Annotated in this window: 20 protein-coding genes; 17 read left to right on the forward strand and 3 right to left on the reverse strand. The window is 67.7% G+C overall.

Annotated elements, in window-relative coordinates; all coding sequences use genetic code 11:
* Positions 1 to 26: 26 nt before the first annotated feature.
* Complete coding sequence (locus SMAL_RS05880; protein ID WP_012510429.1) at positions 27 to 2,087, reverse strand: putative bifunctional diguanylate cyclase/phosphodiesterase; 2,061 nt, start codon at positions 2,085 to 2,087, stop codon at positions 27 to 29.
* A gap of 149 nt (positions 2,088 to 2,236) precedes the next feature.
* Here SMAL_RS05880 and radA point away from each other — a divergent pair, with 149 nt between their 5' ends.
* The 4 genes from radA to SMAL_RS05900 all read left to right on the forward strand — a co-directional run bounded on the left by radA (position 2,237) and on the right by SMAL_RS05900 (position 8,582).
* Entirely contained in the window at positions 2,237 to 3,613 is a 1,377-nt protein-coding gene (gene radA, locus SMAL_RS05885) for a DNA repair protein RadA (protein ID WP_004148820.1), read from the forward strand.
* A 189-nt stretch (positions 3,614 to 3,802) separates the two neighbouring features.
* Positions 3,803 to 5,659, forward strand: a complete 1,857-nt coding sequence (locus SMAL_RS05890; RefSeq protein WP_012510430.1) for an ATP-binding protein — start codon at positions 3,803 to 3,805, stop codon at positions 5,657 to 5,659.
* A 48-nt stretch (positions 5,660 to 5,707) separates the two neighbouring features.
* Positions 5,708 to 8,014: a tetratricopeptide repeat protein gene (locus SMAL_RS05895; RefSeq protein WP_012510431.1), complete on the forward strand. Its 2,307-nt coding sequence runs from the start codon at positions 5,708 to 5,710 to the stop codon at positions 8,012 to 8,014.
* Positions 8,015 to 8,117: 103 nt separating this feature from the next.
* Complete coding sequence (locus tag SMAL_RS05900) at positions 8,118 to 8,582, forward strand: YqhG/Tai3 family protein (RefSeq protein WP_012510432.1); 465 nt, start codon at positions 8,118 to 8,120, stop codon at positions 8,580 to 8,582.
* A 90-nt stretch (positions 8,583 to 8,672) separates the two neighbouring features.
* Here SMAL_RS05900 and SMAL_RS05905 read toward each other — a convergent pair whose 3' ends face one another.
* On the reverse strand, positions 8,673 to 9,467 hold the full coding sequence (locus SMAL_RS05905; RefSeq protein WP_012510433.1) for a cytochrome C assembly family protein: 795 nt from the start codon (positions 9,465 to 9,467) through the stop codon (positions 8,673 to 8,675).
* A gap of 122 nt (positions 9,468 to 9,589) precedes the next feature.
* Between SMAL_RS05905 and ffh the strand changes: the two genes are divergently transcribed.
* The 10 genes from ffh to SMAL_RS05955 all read left to right on the forward strand — a co-directional run bounded on the left by ffh (position 9,590) and on the right by SMAL_RS05955 (position 16,608).
* On the forward strand, positions 9,590 to 10,966 hold the full coding sequence (gene ffh / locus SMAL_RS05910) for a signal recognition particle protein (RefSeq protein WP_004149025.1): 1,377 nt from the start codon (positions 9,590 to 9,592) through the stop codon (positions 10,964 to 10,966).
* Positions 10,967 to 11,057: 91 nt separating this feature from the next.
* Positions 11,058 to 12,134, forward strand: coding sequence for an NAD(P)H-dependent flavin oxidoreductase (locus tag SMAL_RS05915; RefSeq protein WP_012510434.1), 1,077 nt, complete (start codon positions 11,058 to 11,060; stop codon positions 12,132 to 12,134).
* Positions 12,131 to 12,943 (forward strand): aminotransferase class IV family protein, encoded by an 813-nt coding sequence (locus tag SMAL_RS05920; protein WP_012510435.1) that lies wholly within the window; start codon positions 12,131 to 12,133, stop codon positions 12,941 to 12,943. The genes SMAL_RS05915 and SMAL_RS05920 overlap by 4 nt, the downstream gene beginning before the upstream one ends.
* Positions 12,944 to 13,044: 101 nt before the next feature.
* The gene (rpsP, locus tag SMAL_RS05925) at positions 13,045 to 13,305 is read left to right on the forward strand and encodes a 30S ribosomal protein S16 (protein WP_012510436.1); all 261 of its coding nucleotides are present in this window, start codon (positions 13,045 to 13,047) and stop codon (positions 13,303 to 13,305) included.
* Between the two features lie 44 nt (positions 13,306 to 13,349).
* Positions 13,350 to 13,862: a ribosome maturation factor RimM gene (rimM, locus tag SMAL_RS05930; protein ID WP_004149035.1), complete on the forward strand. Its 513-nt coding sequence runs from the start codon at positions 13,350 to 13,352 to the stop codon at positions 13,860 to 13,862.
* An 8-nt stretch (positions 13,863 to 13,870) separates the two neighbouring features.
* A complete protein-coding gene (gene trmD / locus SMAL_RS05935) occupies positions 13,871 to 14,629 on the forward strand; it encodes a tRNA (guanosine(37)-N1)-methyltransferase TrmD (RefSeq protein WP_012510437.1) in 759 nt (252 codons plus the stop codon).
* Positions 14,630 to 14,783: 154 nt separating this feature from the next.
* Positions 14,784 to 15,185 carry a 50S ribosomal protein L19 gene (gene rplS / locus SMAL_RS05940; protein ID WP_004149090.1) on the forward strand — a complete coding sequence of 134 codons (402 nt, stop codon included), beginning with the start codon at positions 14,784 to 14,786 and terminating at the stop codon, positions 15,183 to 15,185.
* Positions 15,186 to 15,267: 82 nt separating this feature from the next.
* A complete protein-coding gene (locus tag SMAL_RS05945) occupies positions 15,268 to 15,648 on the forward strand; it encodes a DUF6404 family protein (protein ID WP_012510438.1) in 381 nt (126 codons plus the stop codon).
* A 79-nt stretch (positions 15,649 to 15,727) separates the two neighbouring features.
* The gene (locus tag SMAL_RS05950; RefSeq protein ID WP_012510439.1) at positions 15,728 to 16,162 is read left to right on the forward strand and encodes a DUF1801 domain-containing protein; all 435 of its coding nucleotides are present in this window, start codon (positions 15,728 to 15,730) and stop codon (positions 16,160 to 16,162) included.
* Between the two features lie 38 nt (positions 16,163 to 16,200).
* Positions 16,201 to 16,608 (forward strand): DUF1801 domain-containing protein, encoded by a 408-nt coding sequence (locus tag SMAL_RS05955; protein ID WP_012510440.1) that lies wholly within the window; start codon positions 16,201 to 16,203, stop codon positions 16,606 to 16,608.
* A 159-nt stretch (positions 16,609 to 16,767) separates the two neighbouring features.
* On the opposite strand, the gene SMAL_RS05960 is transcribed toward SMAL_RS05955, so the two are convergent.
* Entirely contained in the window at positions 16,768 to 18,228 is a 1,461-nt protein-coding gene (locus tag SMAL_RS05960; RefSeq protein ID WP_012510441.1) for an MATE family efflux transporter, read from the reverse strand.
* 62 nt (positions 18,229 to 18,290) lie between these two features.
* Between SMAL_RS05960 and SMAL_RS21300 the strand changes: the two genes are divergently transcribed.
* The 3 genes from SMAL_RS21300 to SMAL_RS05975 all read left to right on the forward strand — a co-directional run bounded on the left by SMAL_RS21300 (position 18,291) and on the right by SMAL_RS05975 (position 20,248).
* The gene (locus SMAL_RS21300; RefSeq protein WP_012510442.1) at positions 18,291 to 18,530 is read left to right on the forward strand and encodes a hypothetical protein; all 240 of its coding nucleotides are present in this window, start codon (positions 18,291 to 18,293) and stop codon (positions 18,528 to 18,530) included.
* Between the two features lie 9 nt (positions 18,531 to 18,539).
* Positions 18,540 to 18,947, forward strand: a complete 408-nt coding sequence (locus SMAL_RS05970) for an RNA-binding S4 domain-containing protein (RefSeq protein WP_004149153.1) — start codon at positions 18,540 to 18,542, stop codon at positions 18,945 to 18,947.
* Positions 18,948 to 19,060: 113 nt separating this feature from the next.
* The gene (locus tag SMAL_RS05975) at positions 19,061 to 20,248 is read left to right on the forward strand and encodes a glycoside hydrolase family 5 protein (protein WP_012510443.1); all 1,188 of its coding nucleotides are present in this window, start codon (positions 19,061 to 19,063) and stop codon (positions 20,246 to 20,248) included.
* Positions 20,249 to 20,255: the final 7 nt, after the last annotated feature.

Here is a 20,255-nt window from a genome sequence, read left to right on the forward strand (position 1 = left end):
CGCGGGAAGCCGGCCAGCGGCCGGCTCTACCCCGCCACCCGGCGCAGGAACTCTTCGGCATCCATAGGCCGGCCAAGGTGATAACCCTGCAACTGGTCACAGCCCAGTTCGCTCAGGTACTCACGCTGTGCCTGCGTCTCCACGCCTTCGGCCACCACCTGCAGCTGCAGGGTGCGGCCCAGCGCGATGATCGACGACACGATGGCGGCGTCTTCGTCGTTGCGTTCCAGGTCATGCACGAATGCGCGGTCGATCTTGAGTTCGGTAGCCGGCATCCGCTTCAGGTACAGCAGGCTGGAGTAGCCGGTGCCGAAATCGTCGATGGCGATATGCACGCCCATCGCGGTCAGGTCGTTGAGGATCGCCAGGCTGGCGTCGACATCCTTCATCGCCGTGGTCTCGGTGATTTCCAGGGTCAGTCGCGCCGGTTCGATCCGGTGCCGTTGCAGCACCTCGCGCACGCTGTCCAGCAGCGCCGGTGAGGCGAACTGCAGCGGCGACAGGTTCACCGCCATCGACCATTCCGTATGCCCGGCCTCGTGCCATGCCCGCAGCTGCGCACAGGCGCGGTCCAGTACCCAGTCGCCGATCGGCAGGATCAGGCCGCTGCGCTCGGCGATGGGAATGAACACATCCGGCGCCAGCAGGCCCAGTTCCGGGTGCTGCCAGCGCAGCAGCGCCTCGGCGCCGGTAGCCGGTGCGCCAGCGGCCGGGAACTTCGGCTGGTAGTGCAGCAGCAGCTCGTCACGCGCGATCGCCTTGCGCAGGTCCTGCAGCAGGCGCAGCTGGCGGTTGGCGCTGAGCTGCATCGACGGGGTGAAGAAGGTATAGCCGTTCCGGCCGGTTTCCTTGGTGTGGTACATCGCCGCATCGGCGTGCGCCATCAGTTCGCGTTCGTTGCTGGCGTCATCCGGGTACAGGGCGATGCCGAGGCTGGCGCTGACCTGCAGTTCGGCCGCATCCAGTGTGAACGGCTCGCCGGCGGCGGCGATGATGCGTTCGGCTACCACCACCGCGTCGTCCGGGATGTCGATGGCCAGCACGATCACGAACTCGTCGCCGCCGAGGCGCGCGAATGTGTCCTGCGGCCGCAGCAGGCCGCCGATGCGCTGTGCCACCGCCACCAGCAGGCGGTCGCCCAATTGGTGGCCGTAGGCATCGTTGACCGCCTTGAAGCCGTCCAGGTCGCAGAACATCACCGCCACCGCGCGGCCACGACGGCGCGCCTTCTCGATGGCCTGCTCGATGCGGTCCTGCAGCAGCATGCGGTTCGGCAGCTGGGTCAACGGGTCATGCAGGGCGGCCTGGATCAGCTTGTCGTTGGCGTGCGCCAGCGAATCGGCCAGCAGGCCGGTGCGCACGCGCATCTGCCGGTCGAACAGTGAGGCGACCAGAGCAATGCCCAGCGTGGCCACGGTGGTGACGATCACCAGCACCGCCAGCCAGCGGGTGTCGATGCCGCCACTGCCGACCGCGCCGCAGATGCTGCCTTCAGGGAAACGTGCGGCGGCCATGCCGGTGTAATGCATGCCGACGATGGCCAGGCCCATCACCAGCGAGGCCAGGGCGCGCAGGCGCAGCGTGTTGCGCTGCTCGGCCCGCAGCCGGAAGGCGATCCATAGCGCGGCGCCGGCGGCACCGATGGCGACCGCGATCGAGGCGGCGAACCAGCCTGGGTGATAGTCGATACCCGGCTGCATGCGCATCGCGGCCATGCCCAGGTAGTGCATGGTGGCGATGCCCAGGCCCATCAGCACCGCGCCGGCCAGCAGCCGCCGCCACGGCAGGCTGGGGCGCGACACCAGCCATAGGGCGTAGGCCGAGGCGCCGATCGACACCGCCAGCGAGTACAGGGTGATGCCGAGGTCGTAGCCGACCGGGATCGGCAGGTCGAAGGCGAGCATGCCGATGAAGTGCATCGACCAGATGCCCAGGCCCATCGCCGCCGCGCCACCGGCCAGCCACCAGCGCGCCACACGACCTTCGGCCGTGGCCAGCCGGCCGGCCATGTCCAGCGCCGTGTACGAAGCAAGAATGGCCACCAGCAGGGAGATGGTGACCAGGCTCTGACTGTAACTGCCAGTCATGTCGGATCCAGTGGGGGAGGGAGGGGCGCCCGCAAGGCGCACGCCCGCGACCCCTATCGGCGCAGGTGGGCGGGACTTGAGCGGTCGCAGCAGCTGCGACCCGGCTCGGCTATCCTGCCACGCCTGTTCCCATTGCTGGAAATCATCCGATGGCTAAAGCCCGCACCGCCTACGTCTGCAATGAATGCGGCGCCGAATTCAGCAAGTGGCAGGGCCAGTGCACCGAGTGCAATGCCTGGAACTCGCTGTCGGAAATCGTGTTGGAAAGCGCGGCGGCGGCCAAGGCACCGGCCTCGCGCCGGGCCGGCTGGGCCGGCAAGATCGACCCGCCGAAGATCACCGCGCTGAAGGACGTGGAGCAGACCGAGCACCGCCGGGTCTCGACCGGTATCGGCGAGTTCGATCGCGTGCTGGGCGGTGGCCTGGTCGAGGGCGCGGTGGTGCTGGTTGGTGGCGACCCGGGCATCGGCAAGTCGACCCTGCTGCTGCAGGCGGTGGCGAAGATGGCGGCCGTGCTGCCGGTGCTGTACGTCACCGGCGAGGAATCGCTGGCCCAGGTGGCCGGCCGCGCGCATCGCCTGGAGCTGCCGCTGGACGGCGTCAACGCGCTGGCCGAAACCGGGGTCGAATCGATCCTGCAGCACGCGTCCAAGGGCGGCCCGCGGCTGATCGTGGCCGACTCCGTGCAGACCCTGTGGACCGAGAGCCTGACCGCTGCGCCGGGTTCGGTCAGCCAGGTCCGCGAGAGCGCGGCGCGTCTGGTGCGCTTCGCCAAGGAGACCGGCACCGCCGTGTTCCTGGTCGGCCACGTGACCAAGGAGGGCGGCATCGCCGGCCCGCGTGTGCTGGAGCACATGGTCGATGCGGTGCTGTATTTCGAGGGTGAGAGCGGCAGTCGCTTCCGCCTGCTGCGCGCCTTCAAGAACCGCTTCGGTGCGGTCAACGAGCTGGGCGTGTTCGCGATGGGCGACAAGGGCCTGAAGGAGGTCTCCAACCCGTCGGCGATCTTCCTGTCTGGTGGCAGCACCCACCAGCCGGGCAGCTGCGTGATGGTCACCCGCGAGGGCACCCGGCCGCTGCTGGTGGAGGTGCAGGCGCTGGTCGATGCCTCGCCGCTGTCGAACCCGCGCCGTGTCGCGGTCGGCCTGGAGCAGAACCGCCTGGCGATGCTGCTGGCGGTACTGCATCGCCACGGTGGCGTGCTGGTCGGCGACCAGGACGTGTTCGTCAATGTCGTCGGTGGCATCCGCGTGCAGGAAACCGCGGCCGATCTGCCGGTGCTGCTGGCGGTTCTGTCCTCGCTGCAGGACCGCCCGCTGGCGGAAAAGACGATTGCCTTTGGCGAAGTCGGCCTGTCCGGTGAAATCCGCCCGGTACCCAATGGCGAAGACCGCCTGCGTGAGGCCGCCACCCATGGTTTCAAGCGCGCCATCGTGCCCAAGGCCAATGCGCCCAAGGGTGGTTCGGTGAAGGGCATGGAAGTGATCGCAGTGGAGCGCCTGTCCGAGGCCATCGACGCGGCGTGACCGCGCCGGTAGCGCCGGGCCATGCCCGGCGACGGTTGTCGTTCATCCTGCCGGGCATGGCCCGGCGCTACTGGCGCGGATCTGGAATACGACCTCAAACACGGCAACGGTCAGCCTCCCTGTGCTAGTTTTTCCCGCTCGACGAAGGCGCCCTCTGGCGTCTTTCCGTGCCCAGGAGTAACCGATTACATGCAGGACACCGCGCTCACCGCCCCCAACGCCGAAATCCGTCGCGCCGGGGTCGATCTCAATGGACTGATGACGGTGCTGGGCAAGCACCTGTATTCCACCCCGGTGGTGGCGCTGCGTGAGTTGGTGCAGAACGCGCACGACTCGATCATCCGCCGCCGCATCGAACAGCCTGGCGTCGAGGTGCCCTCGCGCATTTCGGTGCAGGTCGATGCCGCCGCTGGCGTGCTGCGCATCAGCGATACCGGCGCCGGCCTGACCCGTCAGGAGATCCATGACTACCTGGCCACTGTCGGCGTTGGCTATACCCGTGGCCTGCGCCAGGGCGGCGAGGACGATGAAGGCCTGATCGGCATGTTCGGCCTCGGCTTCCTGTCGGCGTTCGTGCTGGCGCGCAGGGTCAGCGTGCGCACCACCTCGTACCAGACGCAGGAGCTGGGGCACCTGTACGTGTCCAGCAACGCCGAGCAGTACACCGTCAGCGAAATGCCGGCGCGTGCGGTCGGTACCGAGGTGGAGCTGGAGCTGCATCCGGATTTCCTGCCGCTGGCCAACGAAGCGCGCCTGCACGAAGTGTTGGGCCGCTACTGCGCGCTGCTGTCCGAGCCGATTTTCATCGGTGCCGGGGCCGAGGCGCTCAACCCTGAGCCGCCGCCGTGGCGCGGCCAGGGGGAGGTCGCCGTGCATCCGGTGCAGGCGCGGCGCCAGGCGCTGCAGTTCGCGGCGCGCTTCGAGCACGACTTCGAGCCCATCGTGGCCATGCCGTTGCGTGCCGATGGCAACAGCGATGCCACAGGCATGTTGTGGGTACAGGACGGCGCTACGTACGGCACCAGTGACAACCGCAACCTGTCGGTGTTCGTGCGCGGGATGCTGCTGGACGACGATGCGCGCGACCTGCTGCCGCCGTGGGCCGGCTTCATCGGCGGTGTGATTGAATCCTCGCGGCTGACGCCCACTGCCAGCCGCGAGGACCTGCAGCGCGACGACCAGTACCGCGCCGTGCAGCATGCATTGCTGGAAGCGCTGATCGATGGCCTGGCCGATGTCGCGCGGCAGCAGCCGGAAGCCTGGCGGCGCGTGCTGAGCCGCCACAACGAGGCGCTGCTGGGCGCGGCGCTGTGTGATGACCGCCTGTTCGAACTGCTGCTGGAGCATGTGCGCGTGCCGACCTCGCAGGGCGACCTGCCGGCCAGCGCGTTGCCGGCGCGTGGCGCGGTGCACGTGATTCTCGACAACGGCGGCGGCTTCGAGGAAATGCTGTTCCGCGCAATGGGCGTACCGGTGGCGCACGGCCATCGCTATGCGGTGGTGCCGTTCCTGCGGCGCTGGACCCAGGCCAAGGGGTTGCGTCTGGTCGAACTCGGCACCGAGCAGGGCAACCGCGCGCTGTTCCGCACCGATGACAGCCTTGATGAGGCGCAGCTGGCATGGCTGCGCGAGCAGCTCGGCGATGGGGAGCTGCTGCTGCCGGCACGCTTCAGCCCCGAGGCACTGCCGGTGGTGGTGGTGCCTGACCGCGAAGCCGAACTGAAGCAGCGGCTGGAAGACGACGAGAACGACAAGCGTGTGTCGATGGCGGCGCTGCGCCTGGCCCGGCAGTTCACCGCGCGCATCGAGTCGCGCGCGCCGTCGCGGCTGTACCTCAATCTCGACAACCCGGCGGTGCAGGCCCTGCTGCGCGCCCAGCGCGACGGCCATCCGCAGGCCGAAGCCGCTGCACGCCTGTTGCGTTCGCTGAAGATCATCGTCGCCGCGCAGGGCCGTCCGCTGGCCCGCACGGCCGCCGCGCAAGGCCCGGATCTCAATGGCGCCTTCGCCGATATTGCCGGTGCCCTGCAGCAGATGCTGCGCTGAGCACCACACCCTCTCATCCAGCCTTCGCTAGACAGGAGCATTTACCCCATGGACATCTGGAACTGGGTCGAAAAACTGCAGGGTGACCTGCGCCAGGCCGGCCAGGCGCAGAACGCGCACCTGCTGAACCGTCTCGCCGACGAGGTCAGCGAACTGCAGGTCGACCGCGTCGACGCACTGCTGCCGGAAGCGCGTGCGCTGGGCAAGGCGCTGGACAACCCGTGGGTCGACGTTTACGTCGGCCACTGGGCGCTACGCAACCGCGTCGGCAACCGCGTCGAAGGCGAGAGCGCGCTGGGCGAAGCCGTGGCGTTGTTCGAGCGTGCGCATCGCGAGGACACCCTGGAGTGCCCGCAGTCGATCTGCGTGACCCAGGATCTTGCCGCCTGCTACGGCAACATCGATGGCCCCGGTTGGGTGCCCGAGCGTATCGAGGTGTGCGATGAAACACTGGGCCGCATCGACCCGAGCTGGGCCTGCTTCCAGTGCCTGAGCTGCGAGAAGGCCGATGCACTGCTTGATGATGGCCGCGGCCAGGATGCACTGGATTACCTGCAGGTGCAGTCCGACGCGATCGAGGCCTGCGGCAAGGAAGTGTTCGACAGCTTCCCGGAGATGCAGATCAAGATCCTGCTGGGCATGGGCCGCGCTGAGGAAGCGCTGGCGCTGATCGAAAAGCGCGAGGCCGAAGTGGCGGCGTCCGGCGAGTACGAGCCGGCCAACTGCACGGTGCCGCGCCGCCTGTCCAAGGCATGGGCGCTGGCCCAGTTGGGCCGCGACGAAGAGGCGCTGCAGCAGCTGGTGCCGTGGAGCGAACTGACGCCTACCTACTGGCGACTGTGGGCGAACACCGCCGCAGCGCTGTGCCAGCGTGATCCGGCGCGCAATACCTGGGACCTGGGCACGCGCTTCAACACCATCATCGAACACTTCGCCCGCGTCGGTTCGCATCGGCTGCTGATCGAGGTGGCCGCGCTGAGCCTGGAGCTGGCCCTGCAGCGGGGCGCGCGCTGGGTTGCGCAGCGCCAGCTGGAATTGGCCCGCACTCATCTGGCGCAGCTGCGCCAGGACCGCGGTGCGGCTGCGCTGGTGGCGGGCCTGGCGGCGCGCATCGATGCGTTGCCGGAGGTCGCACCGCTGCCGGTGCCGGCCGCTGAACTGCTGGCTTGGCTGAACGAGCAGGGAGAACAGAATCAGTCGCGCGATCCCGAACGCGAGGCGCAGTGGCTGTTGCAGGCACAGGCGCAGCTGCCCGATGACGAGGCGCTGGCCGAGATGGCCGCCTCGGCGCTGAGCGCCTGTGGTGCACAGACGGAAGCGCGCGCATTGCTGTGGCGCTTCGTGCGCGCGCACACGCAGGATGATGGCCCGGCCGCCTACACGCTGATGCGTTGGCTGGCCGAGCAGGGCGACGACGACGGCCTGCGCCAGCTCGCGGATACCTATCGCGGCAGCGTGCCGGTGTTTGCGCACTGGTGCGAGGTGCAGCGCGCCCGCCGCGTGTCGGACTGGCCGGCGCTGGAGCAGGCCGCGCAGGCGCTGCTGGCGGCCTCGCCGGGCTCGCATGGCGCACGCGGTACGCTGGCGCGGATGTACATGGAAACCGGCCGCTTCAGCGAGGCGCAGGCCTGCTATGCGCAGCTGGTGGAGCTGCTGGAAGAGCCCAACGCCGCGCACTGGGACCACATGAGTGCGGCCAGCGCGGCACGCGACTGGGACGCGGTGCGTCGCTCGGCGGCGGCGATCGGCATGGAGCTGTCCAGCCAGGACGGCGTGGTCGAGGAGCCGTGGGGCTGGGTGATCATCCGCAGCGAAGAGAACGGCGAGCCGATGGAGTACTACGCGCGCCGCAGTGGCCCGGTCACCGCACGTATCGTCGAGAACGCACCGGCCAACCGTGCGCAGCAGGTGGGCGACTGGGTGGTGTTCGATGCTGCGCTGGTGCACCCGGCGCCGGAGGAGGAGGAAGCGCGCGAGCATTTCATCCCGACCTATGCGCAGGTGCATGTCCTGGAGCGTGGCGGCTTCGCCCGCAGCTGGCTGATCGACGGTGCGCACCCGGGCGAAGACGCGTGGAATGCATTTGTCGCAGCGGCCGAGGCGCAGGGCTGGCAGGTGTGGTCGCACAGCCGCCCGGACTACACCGTGACCGATCCGGACGAGGAGGAGGGCTCGCTGCCGGGCCTGCTGTTCACCGTCGCCCAGCCGCAGGACCATGCACCGCTGGCGCTGCACCGCTTCCTGCAGCAGGAAACCGCGACGTGGCCGCATCCGCATTGCTGGCTGCGGCTGGCCGAAGCCTGCGACCAGGATCGCCAGCCGCACCTGGACGTGATCGAGCGCTACGGGTTGTAAGCTCGCCGTGCCGCGCGCTCGCCGGGCATGGCCCGGCGCTACCCCACCCGATTCCGGTAGCGCCGGGCCATGCCCGGCGTCGCCCACACAAGGAATGGAATACATGCGAAAGACAGGGATGTTCATGATCGCCGGGCTGCTGCTGGCCCCCGCCGTGCAGGCCGCACCGGCCTGCCAGGAACCAGTGGCTGTGGCCCGTGCCTTCTACGAGGCAACCACCGGCAATGGCGATCTGCTGGAACCGCCGCCGGCGCTGGTCAGCCCGGCTTTCGGCAAGGCCCTGCGTGGCGAGCGCGCTTGCCAGGTGCGTGAGGAAGGCATCTGTACCATCGATTCGGACCCGTGGCTGGATGCGCAGGATGGCGACATCGAGAGTCCGGTGCGCTACATCTGGAAAGAGGCCTCGGCGACGTCCGGCCAGGTAGAGATGCGCTATTCGGTATGGAAGAAGGCCTACGTGACCCGGATGCCGATGGTGCGCCAGGGACAGGGCTGCTGGCAGGTGGATGACATCCTCACCAACAGCGGTCGTTCGGTACGGAAGATCCTGGCCCAGCCGGTGCCTTGACCGTCTGCGGCATCCACGCAGGGTGCGGTCCTGTTGCCGGCCAGCGGCCGGCACTACCAGGGTGGGTGCCGACCGTTGGCCGGCACACCGCTATCGCGAATGCCCGAACACCAGTTCGATCGCGAACTGGCTGCCGAAGAAGGCCAGCAGCAGCAACAGCATCGCTGCCAGCGTCCAGTGCACCGCCTTCATGCCGCGCCAGCCGTAGCGGCGACGGCCGATCAGCAGCACGCCGAACACGATCCACGACAGCACGCTCAGCACGGTCTTGTGCACCAGCTTCTGCGCCAGCAGGTCGTCGACGAACAGCACACCGGTGACCAGGGTCAGGGTCAGCAGCGCGAAGCCGACGGTGATCACCCGGAACAGCAGCGATTCCAGATCGGCCAGCGGCGGCAGGGCGCGCAGCCACGGGCGGAACTCGCGGCGGCGCAGGGCGCGTTCCTGCAGCCACAGCATGATCGCCAGCAGCGCGGCGATGCTCAGCGTGGCGTAGGCCAGCAGCGCCAGCCAGGCGTGGCTGGCCAGGCGCCAGCCCAGCACCTTGCTCGGTTCGTGGCCGTAGCCGTGGTAGGCCAGCAGCAGTACCGCGGCCAGCGGGAACACCACCACGCCCAGTGCCGACATGCGCCCGCGCGCGCCGACCAGCGAGGTCAGCCAGGCCATGCCCAGGCCGACCAGCGACAGTGCGGCGAAGAAGTGCATGTCCGGCCCGCCGTTGGTGCGCATGGCCACCATCACGTGGTAGCCGCCGTGCAGCAGCATCGCCGGCAGGGCGGGCCACAGCCAGGCGGGGGAGCCGGTGCTTTCATCGCGGCCAAGCGCACGCACCAGCAGGGCGCTGGCGGCCAGGTAGAGCAGGGCGGCGATGAGAACGATTAACATCGTTGCAGTTTCGCATACCCCCGTGATGCTGGCGACGGCCCCGTGGTCGCAGTCCGGGGAGGGGAGCTGACCCGTTATACTGTCTGCCTTATTGTCCCCCGCTTTCAGACAGGTTGCGCCGCATGTTCGAGTCCCTGACCCAGCGCCTTTCCGGCACCATCGAGCGCCTGCGTGGCCGCGGCCGCCTGACCGAGGAGAACATCCGCGAGGCGACCCGCGAGGTCCGCATCGCGCTGCTCGAAGCCGACGTTGCGCTGCCGGTGGTGCAGGCCCTGATCGAGCGCATCAAGGTGCGCGCGGTCGGCCAGGAAGTGCTGAAGTCGCTGACCCCGGGCCAGGCCCTGATCAAGGTCGTGCGCGACGAGCTGACCGCGGTGATGGGCGCCGAAGCCAGCGACCTGAACCTCAATGTGCCCGCTCCGGCCATCATCCTGATGGCGGGCCTGCAGGGCGCCGGCAAGACCACTACCGTGGGCAAGCTGGCCAAGCACCTGAAGGAAAAGCGCAAGAAGAAGGTGATGGTGGTCTCGGCCGACGTCTACCGTCCGGCCGCGATCGAACAGCTGAAGACCCTGGCCGAGCAGGTCGGCGTGCTGTTCTTCCCGTCCAGCGCCGACCAGAAACCGGAAGCCATCGTCCGCGCCGCCATCGACGATGCGCGCAAGTCGTTCGTCGACGTGCTGCTGGTCGATACCGCCGGCCGCCTGGCCATCGACGAAGCGATGATGGCCGAGATCAAGGCCCTGCACGCGGCGGTCAACCCGGCCGAAACGCTGTTCGTGGTCGATGCCATGACCGGTCAGGACGCGGCCAACACCGCCAAGGCCTTCGGCGATGCGCTGCCGCTGACCGGTGTGGTGCTGACCAAGACCGACGGTGACGCGCGTGGCGGTGCCGCGCTGAGCGTGCGCTACATCACCGGCAAGCCGATCAAGTTCGTCGGTGTCAGCGAAAAGCCAGAAGGCCTGGACGTGTTCCATCCGGACCGCATCGCCAGCCGCATCCTCGACATGGGCGACGTGTTGTCGCTGGTCGAGCAGGTCGAGCAGCAGGTCGACAAGGACAAGGCCGCCAAGCTGGCCGAGAAGGTCGCCAAAGGCAAGAAGTTCGACCTGAACGACATGCGTGACCAGCTTGAGCAGATGCAGAACATGGGCGGCATCGGCGGCCTGATGGACAAGCTGCCGGGCCTGGGCAACATCCCCGACCACCTGAAGCAGCAGGTCAGCCAGGGCAAGGAAGTGCCGCGCATGATCGCCATCATCAGCTCGATGACCAAGAAGGAGCGGCGCAACCCGAACCTGCTCAATGGCTCGCGCCGCGCGCGCATCGCCAAGGGTTCCGGCGTGACCCCGGCCGACGTCAACAAGCTCATGAAGCAGTACATGCAGATGGAAAAGATGATGAGCAAGATGGCCGGCGGTGGCATGAAGGGCATGATGCGCAGCATGAAGGGCATGATGGGTGCCATGGGCGGCCGCGGCATGCCGTTCCGTTGATGCAGCGACGGGGTCGGCGCGCATCGCGATCCGGCCCCGGTCACAATGACTGGCGTATGCTGGGCGGCGACTTCTCCAACAGGTATGTCGCGTGAACGCATCGCCGATTCTTGAACGCGCCGACACTTTCTGTCGGCGTTTTTCATTGCAGCTTCCGATCCTGCTGGCACCGATGGCCGGTGCCTGCCCGGTGCCGCTGTCGGCCGCGCTGGCCAACGCCGGCAGCATGGGCGCGATGGGTGCGGTGCTGTCGCCGGCCGCCGATATCGGCCGCTGGATGGATGACTTCCGCGCTGCCTCTACCGGCCCGGCGCAGGTGAACCTGTGGCTGCCGGATCCGGCGCCCGTTCGCGATGTCACCGCCGAAGCCACCAGCCGCGCCTTCCTCGCCCAATGGGGGCCGGACGTGCCTGCCAGTGCCGCCGATGCTACCCCGGCTGATTTCGACGAACAGTTTGCTGCCTTGCTGGCCGCGCGCCCGGCCGTGGCCTCGACCATCATGGGCGTGCTGTCGCCGCGCCACGTGCAGCAGTTGAAGGACGCCGGCATCGCTTGGATCGCCTGCGCGACCACGCTGGCCGAAGCGCGCGCGGCGCAGGATGCCGGTGCCGACGCGGTGGTGGCACAGGGCGCCGAAGCCGGTGGCCATCGCGGTGCGTTCGACCCCAGCCTGGCCGAGCGCCAGCTGGTGGGCCTGTTCGCGCTGCTGCCGCGCCTGGCCGACCACCTGCAGATTCCAGTGATCGCCGCCGGTGGCATCGCCGATGGTCGTGGCATTGCCGCTGCGCTCACGCTGGGCGCCAGCGCGGTGCAGATCGGCACTGCATTCCTGCGCACGCCCGAAGCGGCGATCGCCTCTGCGTGGGCCGATGGACTGGCGGCCAGCGAACCGGAAGACACCTGGCCGACCCGTGCTTTCAGTGGCCGCCTGGGTCGCGGCCTTGCCACGTCCTATGTACGCGCCGCAGCCGCCGAAGGTGCGCCGGCGCCGCGCCCGTACCCAGTGCAGCGCGGCCTGACCGCACCGATGCGCAAGCAGGCAGCGCAGGAAAACCGGTTGGCCGCAATGCAGGCCTGGGCCGGGCAATCGGCATGGATGGCGCCGGCACGACCGGCCGCCGATGTGCTGCACGACATGTGGAGCCAGGCGCAGGCATTGCTGAAATGACGGTGACCTGCAACGGCCGGCCAGCACAGGTTGAGGATCTGCTGCCGGCGCTGGTCAACTACGGCCACTTCACCTCGCTGCAGGTGCGGGGAGGGGCGGTGCAGGGACCGGACCTGCATCTGGCGCGGCTGTCGCACGCAACGCGTCAACTGTTCGGCAGCGAGTTGGATACGGAGCAGGTGCAGGGCTGGATGGCGCAGGCCCTGCAGCTGGCCGGGCTGGCTGATGCCTCGCTGCGGGTGACCGTGTACTCGCGCCATTTCGATTTCCGCAATCCGCTGGCGGTGGTACCGGTGGACGTACTGGTGGCGGTGTCCTCGCCGGTGACGCTGGCCGTACCCAAGCGTGTGCGCAGCGTGACCTGGCAGCGCGAACTGCCGCAGATCAAGCATGTGGGCACCTTCGGCCTGTTCGCCGAGCGCCGCGCGGCGATGGCTGACGGCTTCGACGATGTGCTGTTCGTGACCGCCGATGGCGCAGTGAGTGAAGGCAGCACCTGGAACCTGGCCGTGCACGACGGTGAACGACTGGTCTGGCCGCAGGCGCCGGCGCTGCGTGGTACCGCCGAGGCCTTGCTGAGGCAGCACTGGCCAGGCCCGCAGGTCACGCGACCGCTGGCATTGGCTGAACTGGGGGGTGTGAGGGCGGCCTTTGCCTGCAACGCCAGCGGCCTGTGGGCGCTGGACGCCATCGACGGGCATGCCCTGCCGGGTTCGCAGGCGCTGGCGGAACAGGGCAGGGCGGTGCTGGCGGCGGTGCCCTGGCGGGGATTGGGGTCAGATCCCTCTTGCCCTGAAAAAGGGATCTGACCCCGGTTGGCCAACCCTGGGGTTGGCTCCGGCCGACACTGCCGCTATAATCGCCGGCTTACCGCGCCATCCTGGCGACTGGGCAATAGGAAAAAAAGACCATGGTCAAGATTCGACTGACCCGCGGCGGCGCCAAGAAGCGTCCGTTCTACCACATCATCGTGACCGACGTTCGCAGCGCCCGTGATGGCCGCAACATCGAGCGCGTCGGCTTCTACAACCCGGTTGCACAGGGTGGCGAGAAGCGCATCGAGCTGGATCTGGCCCGTGTTGACCATTGGGTCAAGAACGGCGCCCAGCCGACTGAAAAGGTCCGCAACCTGATCAAGGAAGCGACCAAGTCCCAGGCCGCTGCGGCCTGATCCCGAAGGGCCGCGCCTGGCGCGGCCCGTCTGGTTGAACGCAGATGAAAGATAACGAGCGCCGCATCCTGCTGGGCAGGATTGTCGGCGCTTTTGGTGTGCGCGGCGAAATAAAGCTCGAGTCCTGGACCGAGCCGCGTTCCGCTATTTTCCGTTACCAGCCGTGGATCCTGCGCAGTCCCAACGGGCAGGAATCCACGCTTGAAGGCGCCCGTGGCCGCGACAGCGGCAAGCATCTGGTGGCCCGTTTTCCGGGCATCGAAGATCGCGATACGGTCGAGGCGATGCATGGCACCGAGGTCTACGTGGCCCGCAGTGCACTGCCACCGCCGAATGCCGATGAGTATTACTGGGTCGACCTTGAAGGCCTGGATGTGAAGACCACCGAGGGCGTTGCCCTGGGCCAGGTCTCGCACCTGTTCAGCACCGGCGCCAACGATGTGGTGGTCGTGCGCGGCGATCGTGAGCGGATGATTCCGTTCGTGTTGCCGGAGTTCGTCAAGTCGGTCGACTTCGAGGCCAACCTGGTCGTGGTCGACTGGGACCCCGAGTTCTGAGTGTGAGCATGCGTTTCGACGTCATCACCCTGTTCCCCGAGTTCCTCGCCCAGTCCGCCGGACTGGGCGTGGTCGGGCGTGCGCGGGAGAAGGGCCTGTTCAGCCTGCACGGCTGGAACCCCCGTGATTACGCCGAAGGCAACTACCGCCGTGTGGACGACCGTCCGTTCGGCGGTGGCCCGGGCATGGTGATGCTGATCGAGCCGCTGCAGGCCTGCCTGCAGGCGATCCGCGATGCTGATCCGACCCCGGCGCGGGTGATCCATCTCAGCCCGCAGGGGGCGCCGTTGACCCAGGCCAAAGTGCGGGAACTGGCGGCGTTGCCGCGCATGGTCCTGCTCTGCGGCCGCTACGAGGGCATCGACGAGCGCTTCCTGGAAGCCAATGTCGACGAGGAGATTTCCCTTGGCGATTACGTGCTGTCCGGCGGTGAGCTGGGCGCGGCGGTGATCATCGACGCCGTGGCCCGTCTGCAGGACGGTGCCCTGAACGATGCTGAATCGGCCGCCCAGGACAGCTTCGAAGGTGACCTGGGCCTGCTCGACTGCCCGCATTACAGCCAGCCGGCCCAGCATCCGCTGGGTGACGTGCCGGAGGTGCTGCGCTCGGGCAACCATGCGGCCATCGCCGCCTGGCGCCGCCAGCAGTCGCTGGTCCGGACCGCGCAGCGGCGCCCGGACCTGCTGGATGAACAGGCACTGGGCAAGGCCGACCGAAAACTGCTCGACCAGGCCCGCCAGGCCCAGAAACAGAAGGCCAGCCCCTAGCGCAGGGCTGGCTTTTTCGGCTATCATGGCCAATTACCGCCAGCTTCGGCCGGCGCGCGCAGTACCCACAACAAACGTGCAGCACAGTCCAGTGACTGCATCAGCCTACGTTGTCGAAACGACACGCCCACCCGAACAAGAATCGGTGTAACCCATGAGCAAGCTGAACAAGTCCATCGTCGCGGAATTCGAATCCGCCCAGATCACCCGCGAACTGCCGAAGTTCAGCCAGGGCGACACCGTTGTCGTCAACGTGAAGGTGAAGGAAGGTGCCCGCGAGCGCGTGCAGGCCTATGAAGGCGTTGTGATCGCGACCAAGAACGGCGGCCTGAACTCCTCGTTCACCGTCCGCAAGATCTCGCACGGCTACGGCGTCGAGCGCGTCTTCCAGACCCACAGCGCCATCATCGACTCGGTCGAAGTGAAGCGTCGTGGTAAGGTCCGCGCCGGCAAGCTGTACTACCTGCGTGGCCTGGAAGGCAAGGCTGCCCGCATCAAGGAAGACCTGGCTGCCGCTGCTGCCGCCAAGGCTGCCCGTCTGGCCGAAAAGGCCTGATAAACAACTTCGGTTGTTGCCGCGACGGCCACCTTCGGGTGGCCGTTTGCGTTTCCGGCATCGCATCGGCCACGATCAGGCGATGAACGAGATCAATCCACGCTATCCCGCCGTGATCCAGTCGGCGTTGCGCTTCCTTGACGGCAAGGGGCTGGCGCGCGTGCAGTCGGCACCGTTGCTGCACCGGTTGTTGTGGCGCATGGGCATCGCACTGCCGCCGCCGATCCTGGCCGGCTTCGCCACCAACGCGCTGGTGCAGGGCCTGCTGTTCGGGCTGTTCTGGACCGGACTGATGTGGCTGATGTTGTGGCAGGGCAGCGAGCGCCCGCTGGTGCTGCTGTTGTTGGCCGGTCTGTTGGCCGGTGCCCTGTTCGGTATCGTGATGGCGGCCCTGATGCGCTCGCTGCGGCGTCACCGCAAGCTACCGGACTGGCGGCAGTTCCTGGCCCGTCAGGCGGACTGAGCCGATGGCGCACCGCGCCGTGACCGGCAGGCGCGCGTCGCGCTAGGCTGCCGTTTCATCCTGATGGACGTGCCGTGCGATGCCTGCCAAGCGAACCGCGCCCTCCGCCCCGCCCAGGCTGCTGTCCGGTGGTAACCCGCAGATCGCCAAGGGCGAGGGCGACGCCACGGTGCAGGCCTATATTGCGGCGATGCCGGACTGGAAACGACCGCTCGGCGCGCGGTTGGATGCGCTGATCGAGCAGGCCGTGCCCGGTGTGCACAAGGCGGTGAAGTGGAATTCGCCGATGTATGCGGTTGCCAAGGGCGAGGGCTGGTTCCTCAGCTTCCATTGCTTCACCCGCTACATCAAGGTGGCATTCTTCCGGGGTGCCGCACTGAAGCCGATACCGCCCGAGCCGTCCAGGAGCGCAGACACGCGCTACCTGCACATTGCACAGGACGGCGTGCTGGATGAAGCCCGGTTCCTTGACTGGGTGCGCCAAGCCGCGGCATTGCCCGGCGAGCGCATGTAAACCCACCGTTCCGATCTACTTGCCGACGAGAACCGCTGATGGCCACGCACGCGCCGAATCCTGCCGATGCCGGACCCCCGGCTGCCGAACTGATCGATGCACGCATCGCCGAGCTGGGCGACTGGCGTGGTGAAACGCTGGCGCGCGTGCGCGCGTTGATCCATGAAGCGCTGCCCGACGTGCAGGAAACCTGGAAATGGCGCGGCACGCCGGTGTGGGAGCACAACGGCATTCTGTGCACTGGCGAAACCTACAAGCAGGCGGTGAAGCTGACCTTCGCCCATGGTGCGGCGCTGGCCGACCCGAAAGGCCTGTTCAATGCCAGCCTGGACGGCAACACGCGACGTGCGATCGACATCCATGAAGGTGCGATGCCCGATGCCGCGGCATTGAAGGCGCTGCTGCGCGAAGCGGCTAAGTTCAACGCTGCGAAAAAGAAGCGGTAGAGCCGGGCGCTGGCCGGCTGTTGCGCGAAAGAAGAAGTGGTAGAGCCGGCCGCTGGCCGGCTGTTGCGCGATGCGTCCGGAGAGGCATGAAGCTGCCGGCCAGCGGCCGGCACTACCGTGCATTGAACGATCCATGAGGTTGCCGGCCAGCGGCCGGCACTACCGCAGCGGCGCGGCATCCGGGTCGGCCACCGGTGAGGGTGGGCAGGCCGGAATCTCCGACGGCGTGGCCAGTTCTTCGGCATGCGACGGCTTGCCGATCATCGTGGCCTTGCGCCAGCCACCCCAGCGGTAATACGCCAGCGACAGCAGCATCGACACCAGCGAGCTGACCGGGAAGCTCCACCAGATCGCATCGGCGCCCCAGTACGGCTGCAGCAGCTCGGCGAACGGTACGCGCACGCCCCACAGCGAACCGGCCAGGATCAGCAGCGGCGGAATCACCGCGCCGGTGGAGCGCACCACGCCAGAGATCACGAAGCTGACGCCGAAGAACAGGAACGAACCGATCACCACATGGTTGAGGTGGCGGGCGATGTCCAGCGCCTCGCTGGCCGGCGGCAGGAACAGCGCCAGCAGTTGCCGATCGAACAGCACCAGCGGCAGGATCAGCGCGCCGGTCAGCAGGAAGTTGAACAGCACGCCCTGCCGCGCGGTGCCGCGCACGCGGTCCCAGCGCTGCGCGCCGACGTTCTGCGCGGCCATCGTCGAGCACGCCGCACCGATCGCCATCGCCGGCATCTGCAGGTAGTTCCACAATTGCAGCGCGGCGCCGTAACCGGCGCCGGTGTCGGTGCCGTACTGGTTGACCATGGTCATCAGCAGGATCACCGACAGCGAGATCAGCACCATCTGCAGGCCCATCGGCACGCCCTTGATCACCAGCGCCTTGAGGATGGTCAGGTCGAGCTTGAGCAGGCGCATGTCGGCGCGGCCCAGCCACAGCGTGTGGCGCTGGTGCCGCATGTACAGCAGCAGGCCGGCCAGCGACAGCGTCTGCGCGACCAGCGTGGCCCAGGCCGAGCCGGCGATGCCCAGCGCAGGGAAAGGCCCCATGCCGAAGATCAGCACCGGGTTCAGCACGATGTCCAGCGCCACCGACACCATCAGGAAACGGAACGGCGTGCGTGAATCACCGGCACCGCGCAGCGCAGCGGTGAGGAAGGCGAACGCGTACAGCGTCGGCATCGCCAGGAAGATGATCTGCAGGTAGGCCTCGGCCAGCGGCAGCGAGGCGGCCGGCGTGCCCATTGCTGCCAGCAGTGGATGCGCCATGAACCAGCCGGCGATGGCGATGATCACCGACAGGCCGATGAAGAAGGTGGCACTGGTGCCGACCACGCGCCGCGCCTGCGCGATGTCGCGCGCGCCGATGGCCTGGCCGATCAGGATGGTCGAGGCCATGCCGAAGCCGAATACCGAGCCGATCAGGAAGAACATGATGTTGTTGGCGTTCGCGGTGGCGGTCAGTGCCGCCTCGCCGAGGAAGCGCCCCACCCATACCGCATTCACCGAACCGTTCAGCGACTGCGCGATGTTGCCGGCCAGGATCGGCAGGGAGAACAGCAGGAGATTGCGGCCGATCGGGCCGGAGGTCAGGTCAAGCGGCGCTTTGGCCATGGAGTGGTGATCGAATCCCGGGAGGCGCACACTAGCACCAAGCCGGTTTGCGGGATGTGGCAATGCATCAACGACTGCGGGTGAAGCGGAGCATGGCGCTGGCCTTGATCGGCGTTGTACTGGCCGCATGTTCGACAGGTGACCGGCTGGGCGATACCCAGGTGCGGCCGACCGACCGACCCGAGTGCCTGGTCGGCAGTCAGCGCCAGGACCTGTCCGCTGGTGTACCCACGTTGATCGGGGGCAGCGGCTGCCGCACCGACCCCGACCATCCGCGTCCTCTGAACAAGCCACCGGAGTAGTCCGTACCGATGCCTGAGCTTTCCCCGTTGTCGCCCAGTGTCCGCCTGGACATCTGGTTGTGGGCGGCCCGTTTCTTCAAGACCCGCAGCCTGGCCAAGCAGGCCATCGAGACCGGCAAGGTCAGCGTGGCCGGGCAGCGCCCGAAGTCCTCGCGCGCGGTGCGCGTGGGTGAGCAGCTGCAGGTCGACCGCGGCGAGGAGCATTTCGAGATCCAGGTGCTGGGCCTGAGCGACCAGCGCGGGCCGGCGCCAACGGCACAGCAGCTGTATGCCGAGAGCGAGGCTTCGAAGGCGCGCCGTGCCGAACAGCGTGCACTGCGCATTGCGGCACGCGATGGTTTCCAGCCGCCGGAACACAAGCCGGACAAGCGCGCGCGGCGTTTGATCCGGGCGTTGGGTGACATCGACGCGCTCTAGCGAAATCCTGATTCCAACGGATTGTTCCTATCGCGGTGCGAAACAAGGCGCCGGTCATGGTGCGTTCGGATTGCGCTGGGCAGGCTGGTTTTTCACCTATTGGAGGCCTGCCCATGCGTCGTCTGCTGTTATGCCTGTCCCTGCTTGCTGCTGCGCCACTGCACGCTGGCGACATCACCTTCTGGGACGTTCCGCAACGCGGTGGCAACAGCATGAACATGTCGCCTCCGGACCGGAAATACTTCGAGGCGCTGCGTGCGACGGGTGCGACCTGGGTGCGGCTGGTGCCGGACAAGTGGAAGGGGCTGGGCGGTCGTGACTTCCTGATCGGCAACGCCGATGACTATCGCGGACTGGTTCCGGCTGACCTGGCCACGCTGCGGCGGGTGCTGGATGACGCCGATGCGGCCGGGCTGAAAGTGGTGCTGACGCCGCTGTCGCTGCCGTTGCTGCGCTGGAAGCAGCACAACGGCGATGTGGTCGACCAGCGCCTGTGGCAGTCCTTCGACAACCATGTGCCGGCCCGTCGCTTCTGGCTTGACCTGGCCACGGCGCTGAAGGGTCATCCTGCCTTGGCCGCCTACAACCTCATCAATGAGCCGGTGCCCGAGTACGGTGCAGGCCTGGCCGAGCATGCGTCCACCGAGGCGATGCAGCAGTGGTATGCCGGTGTGCAGGACGGACCACGCGATCTGCGCCGCTTCTACTCGGAGCTGATCGCCCGCATCCGCGAGGTCGACACCGCGATGCCGCTGATGCTGGATGCGGGCTGGTATGCCGCCGCCGACGGTTTCAACTACTGGCCGGCACCGTTGGCGGATTCGAAGCTGCTGTACAGCGTGCACATGTACGAGCCGTACGCGGCAACCAGTGCGCCGAACCAGACGCGCGCCAAACCCTGGCGCTATCCGGCGCAGGTGCCGTTCGGTACAGGCAGCGAGCGTTGGGATGCGGCGCGTGTACGCCGTTACCTGCAGCAGCCGATAACGTGGGCCGCCTCGCATGGCGTCGATGCCAACCGCATGGTGGTGGCCGAATTCGGCTGCATGCGGCGGTGGGCGGACTGCGGCCGCTACCTGCAGGATGTGCTGCAGGTGCTGGAACAGGAAAGGGTGCACTGGGCCTTCTACGCCTTCCGCGAGGATGGCTGGGACGGCATGGACTACGAACTGGGCGACAAGCCGCTGCCGTGGTCGTACTGGCAGGCGCAGGAAAAGGGCGTCCATGTCGAGCCGCCGCGCTCGATGCAGGCGCCCTTGTTCGCGCCGATCCTGCAGCGTTTGAAGGCGGGCAACCGGTGAGCCGCCG

Source organism: Stenotrophomonas maltophilia R551-3 (genome assembly GCF_000020665.1).
In the GTDB taxonomy this organism is placed as follows: Bacteria; Pseudomonadota; Gammaproteobacteria; order Xanthomonadales; family Xanthomonadaceae; genus Stenotrophomonas; species Stenotrophomonas maltophilia_L.